This window comes from Flavobacterium sp. (assembly GCF_049318325.1).
In the GTDB taxonomy this organism is placed as follows: domain Bacteria; phylum Bacteroidota; class Bacteroidia; order Flavobacteriales; family Flavobacteriaceae; genus Flavobacterium.
The window spans coordinates 1-4,006 of record NZ_JBMOGQ010000176.1 but is presented as its reverse complement, the minus strand read 5'-3'; the positions used below and the strand labels follow the sequence as shown (position 1 = coordinate 4,006).

Sequence of the window (4,006 nt, the reverse complement as noted above, 5' to 3'; positions counted from 1 at the left end):
GTGGAATATGATAAAAATAAGTATAGCAAATACAATGGGCAATCCTAATCCGCCTTTTCGAATTATTGCCCCCAAAGGCGCACCGATAAAGAACATTAATAAACAAGCAAAAGCAATTACGAATTTGTCATAAAATGCAATCAAATGCAGATTGATATTCTTTTGTTTGTCATCCAGTTCAAAGCGTGAACTTTCCATAGTAAAGTTAGTCGCATCGATATTGCTGCTCGCAACCCTTAAAATTTGTACTTTATCACTCTCAGGGAAACCGTCTAAGATGTTGCCCGTATTAAGTTTGGCTAAATTGGTACCGCTTGTATAATTTGAATTGGTTATAGATGAACGAAGGCTTATGTTTTCAACAATAGAAACCAAATCTTTATTGTAATTTTTCTGTAAGGAATCAAGAGTGAATTTTAGTTCGCCTACAGTAAGCATTGTATTAGTATTGGTAATTTGTTCTTCGTCTAAATTTGCACTGTTTAGTTTAGACAAGTCAATATTAATAACATAGGTTTTGAATTCACTTTTGGCAAAGGGAACTTTATTACGTTCTTCAAATTTTTTTGGAATAATGTCTTCATAATAATTTCCGTCTTTCAAAACTAATTTTAAGATGTTTGAATTTTCATTGCTTATTAATTCACCTTTTTTAGCTTTAATTACGGTATTACTTCCTGCGCTAGTGTTGGATAACTTATGAATAGTAACACCGCTAAGGTACCTGCCATTATCACCTGATTTTTTCTCAACCTTAATATTATAAGTTCCAATTTGGCTGAATTGTCCTTCGGCAATTGCCATTGCAGGTTTTACTTGAGCGATATTTCTACGGAAGTTGATAAACTTATATTCGGCATACGGAATTACATTATTAGCAAAAAAAAAGGCAACAATACTAAGAAAAGTAATAAAGTAAACTAAGGTTCGCATCGAACGCTGCAACGATATTCCTGAAGATTTCATTGCGGCAAATTCATAATTCTCGGCAAAACTTCCAAAAGTCATTATGGAAGCCAATAAAACGGATAATGGTAATACAAGTGGAATAATACTTGGCATTTTGAACAAAAGGAACTTTAAAATCATTATAAAGTCTAAGTCCTTACCAGCCAATTCAGAAATAAATAGCCAAACTACTTGTAAAACGAATATGAAAAATAGAATTACAAATACCGTAGCAAATGTAATGAGGAATGATTTTAATAAGTACTTGTCAAGTATTTTCACCCGAAATTAATCTAGTTTATTGATGTAGTATTTTGGATATTTACTGGACACAAAGGTAAACTGATTTTTTGATAATGGCTGATTGGTTTTAAAAGAATTAACAGTAAGGGTGGTTTTAGTTCCGTTTTTACCCATTTCAATCACATTGTAAATGTTTTTAGTTTGGGAATCAATGCCCAACAAGATTTCTTTTCGTTGGTCTTTGGCATTGGTTGGCACTAACTTAATGTACTGTATTTTTCTTCCTTTAACATCCTGAAGAATATCCCAGCTGAATTTGTAACCACTATTAAAAAAGGTAAGCATTTTTGATGGTGTAACCGCATTGTCATCTTTTTCAGTTAAGTTAGATACGGTAACTTCTTCGTCTTCAGGGACTATGGTATAGCTTTTTTTACCGTCATATATTTTGGTAACACCCATAAAATTCAACACATATTTATTGTCCTGAATAATAACATTGCCTTTACTTTCTTTATTGATATTCTCTTTGTAATTGTTGAGAGTGTATTTGAAATCGATGATGATATTGCCGTGGGATTTAATCTTAGTTGTTACTTGGTCCAACAAATCTTTTGCTTTTTTATCTTGAGCATTAGTAGTAAAAGTTACTAAAAGAAAAATAACAATCGATGCTATTTTGTTCATTTTAATCATTGTTTTGTTCATTAGTAAAGAATTGGTCTAACGAAGCTAAATCAGGAATGTTAACACTTCTGGCTTTGCTTCCTTCAAATGGACCTACAACTCCGGCAGCTTCTAATTGATCAATCAATCGGCCGGCACGGTTATAGCCTAATTTCAGCTTCCTTTGCAATAATGATGCCGAACCCTGCTGTGCTGTTACAATTATTTCTGCCGCTTCTCTAAACAAACTATCTCTTTCTGAAATATCAAACTCTAAATTTACACTACTGCCTTCTTCACCAACATATTCGGGTAATGAGTAAGCACTAGCATAGGCTTTTTGTGAACCAATATAATCAACAATTTTTTCTACTTCTGGTGTGTCTACAAATGCACATTGAACTCGCACTAAGTCATTACCATTAGAATATAATAAATCGCCACGACCTATCAATTGGTCAGCTCCTTGAGTATCTAATATAGTTCTCGAATCTATTTTAGAAGTAACTCTAAAAGCAATTCGTGCTGGGAAATTTGCTTTGATAATCCCTGTAATTACATTCACTGATGGTCGTTGAGTAGCAATGATCAAATGAATTCCGATAGCACGGGCTAACTGAGCCAAACGGGCAATTGGAGTTTCTACTTCTTTGCCAGCAGTCATAATCAAATCGGCAAATTCATCAACTACCAAAATAATATAAGGAAGGAAACGATGTCCGTTTTCAGGGTTTAATTTTCGAGATTTGAACTTGTCATTATATTCTTTGATATTCCTAACCATAGCATCTTTCAATAAAGAATACCTGTTATCCATTTCAATACACAATGAATTTAAAGTAAGGATTACTTTGGTGTTATCGGTAATGATGGCATCACTATCATCAGGAAGTTTTGCTAAATAATGACGTTCAATTTTATTAAAAAGAGTTAATTCCACTTTCTTTGGATCAACCAATACAAATTTAACCTCCGCTGGATGTTTTTTGTATAACAAGGAAGTCAATACAGCATTCAATCCAACAGATTTTCCTTGACCGGTAGCACCAGCCATCAAAAGGTGTGGCATTTTTGCCAAGTCAACCACAAAGGTTTCGTTAGAAATAGTTTTTCCCAAAGCAATGGGTAATTCCATTTCGGCTTCTTGGAATTTAGCGGAAGAAATCACGGTTTTCATTGGAACCATCGTCGGATTTTTGTTTGGCACTTCAATACCAATCGTTCCTTTTCCAGGAATAGGAGCAATGATACGAATGCCTAAAGCGGCCAGTGACAAAGCAATATCGTCTTCCAGACTTTTGATTTTGGAAATACGAATTCCTGCTTCTGGAACAATTTCATATAGTGTAACCGAAGGACCAACCGTAGCTTTAATTTGGGCTATATCAATTTTGTAGTTTTTCAATGTTTCTACAATTCGATTTTTGTTTTCTTCTAACTCTTCCTGATTGATAGTAATGCCCACAGAAGTATATTCTTTTAGCAAATCAATAGTTGGAAATTTATAGTTGGATAATTCTAAGGTCGGATCAAATTCACCAAAGTCGGCTACCAATTTTGCTGCTAAATTTTCTTCTATAACATCTTCATCTGCTGCTTGTTCAATTACAAAAGCTTCATCATTAGTTGTTATAATCTCTGGTTCTGGCTCGGGTGTTTTAATTGTTGGTTCCAAATTGATTTCGGAAGCTTTTTCAATTGTTGGCTTTAAGGCTTCTTTATTTATTTCGAATTGAGAAGGTTTTAAAGTGGGTTCTTCCACCTCTTCATCTTCCTTAACCGCAAATTCTTCTAGATTGTAATCAGCTCCATTTTCGGTTACGGTTAATTCGTTTAAATTGTCTTTAATGTCTTTATGCTTTTTTTCGAAGAACGCTTTAAGCGCATCCGGAGAGATTTTGATTTTAAAAATTAAATAGATAAAAATCGCAAATATGATTCCGAGTAATGTCCCTGTTTTTCCAATATAATCCTGAATATATTGATTGATTTCATAGCCAATGGTTCCGCCTAATTCAGGTAATGAAGTGGCAAAAAAACCAAATGTTATCGAAATGATTATGATGGCAAATAAATCCCAAAACCAGGTATTTTTAAGCCTCTTAATAGGCAAATCTAAAAGTAAATAGACACCACTTAAAAAGAAAAG

At 33.7% G+C, this 4,006-nt stretch carries 3 protein-coding genes; all 3 read right to left on the bottom strand.

The window, feature by feature from the left end; genetic code table 11:
• On the bottom strand, positions 1 to 1,230 hold a 1,230-nt coding region (locus ACOYLP_RS11215; protein WP_422856258.1), incomplete at its 3' end, for an LptF/LptG family permease.
• 6 nt (positions 1,231 to 1,236) lie between these two features.
• Positions 1,237 to 1,878 carry a LolA family protein gene (locus tag ACOYLP_RS11210; protein ID WP_422856257.1) on the bottom strand — a complete coding sequence of 214 codons (642 nt, stop codon included), beginning with the start codon at positions 1,876 to 1,878 and terminating at the stop codon, positions 1,237 to 1,239.
• Between the two features lies 1 nt (position 1,879).
• Positions 1,880 to 4,006: DNA translocase FtsK 4TM domain-containing protein (locus tag ACOYLP_RS11205; protein WP_422856256.1), on the bottom strand; the 2,127-nt coding region annotated here is incomplete at its 5' end.

Bases quoted from the DNA above. Each gene is read 5' to 3' on its own strand.
- ACOYLP_RS11210 (WP_422856257.1), bottom strand. From the start codon at position 1,878: ATGAACAAAATAGCATCGATTGTTATTTTTCTTTTAGTAACTTTTACT.